Consider the following 1,282-nt stretch of genomic DNA (forward strand, 5'->3'; position numbering starts at 1 on the left):
CGGCCAGCGCGGCCAGCACCCGCGCCAGCTCATCGCGCGGAGTCGCGGTCGGATGCACCACCGCCACCGGCCACCCGGCCGACTCGGCGCTCAGCCCTCCTGCCGCGAGCGCCGGCAGCAGTCCCGCGTGGACCAGCGAGGACTTGCCCGCCCCCGACGCCCCGGCCACCACCAGGATCCCCGGACGGTCCAGCCGGTTGGCCAGCGCATCCACCAACTGCGCGGTCAACCGCTCCCGGCCGAAGAACACCTGCGCCTGATCCTGCTCGAACGCCGCCAGCCCCGGATACGGACACCCACCGGCCCACCGGTCGACCTCCTCGGACGCCTCCGCTGCCTGCTCGGCACCGACGACCTCAGTGCCGGCTTGCTCCGCTCCGGTCGGCTCAGTGGCGGCTTCCTTCGTCCGGACCGGTTTGGTGGCCGTCTCCTTGGCCCGGGCCGGTTCGACGGCCACCGGATCAGGCGGAGACGACCGAGCCTCCCGTAACCATCGCCGCCACTGCTCCTCATCCAGCAGACCCGCACTCACCTGCTCAGCAAGCACCCGCCGACCCCGGCAATGCTCCACCAGCACCCGGACCATCACCAGGAACGCCGCCTCCGACTCCGGCAGATGGCGACCGCGTTTCCAGTCGCTGATCCGCGGCCCGCTCACCGGCCGCCCCCGCCCCGCGGGCCGCCGCCGGTTCACCTCACCCACCAGACTCTTCACCGGCAGGTCCGCGGCCACCTCCAGCAACTCGGCCAGCCGCGCCGCGAACAACCGCCTCGGAGTCAACTCCGCCGCCTCACCCATGTCCGCCCCCGCACATAGCCATCACCCTTCGATCCGTTCCGGTTCGGGAAGCCCGCAGCGCAGCACTCACCACGGCGAACATCCCAATCAACACCTGGCCGAGCTGCACCGACACAACACCTATGCGTTGATCAGTGCGACAACAAGACCAAGCGATCTCCGCTTGGCGTCGTTGCGAGACCGTCGCCGACGAGACGACGATGTGAGTGAATACGAGTCTTGGATCAGTCGATTCACGCGCACTGGCCTTCGGCCAGGACCACCCTCAGACGTCGACCTCCGATTTCAGCTGCTTGGCCTGCTGGGCGAGGCCCTGCGCGATGATGAGCATGGCCGTACCGAGAGCGATCATGGAGATGATGGTGGGCCACTAGATTAGACGGCGGACGGCGGGGACGCAGCCGGCGCCCGTGGCGGAGGCCGGGGCGGCTGGAGCCGGGGGGGCCGCCGGCTTCAGGCGGGGATCGGGTGAGGTCGCCGGCT

The 1,282-nt window shown here is 70.3% G+C and carries 1 protein-coding gene; it reads right to left on the bottom strand.

The features are described 5' to 3' along the window. On the bottom strand, positions 1 to 799 hold a 799-nt coding region (locus ACWEN6_RS40895), incomplete at its 3' end, for an ATP-binding protein (RefSeq protein WP_452577603.1). Positions 800 to 1,282 lie beyond the last annotated feature (483 nt).

The sequence above is a fragment of the Sphaerisporangium sp. NPDC004334 genome (assembly GCF_053602655.1).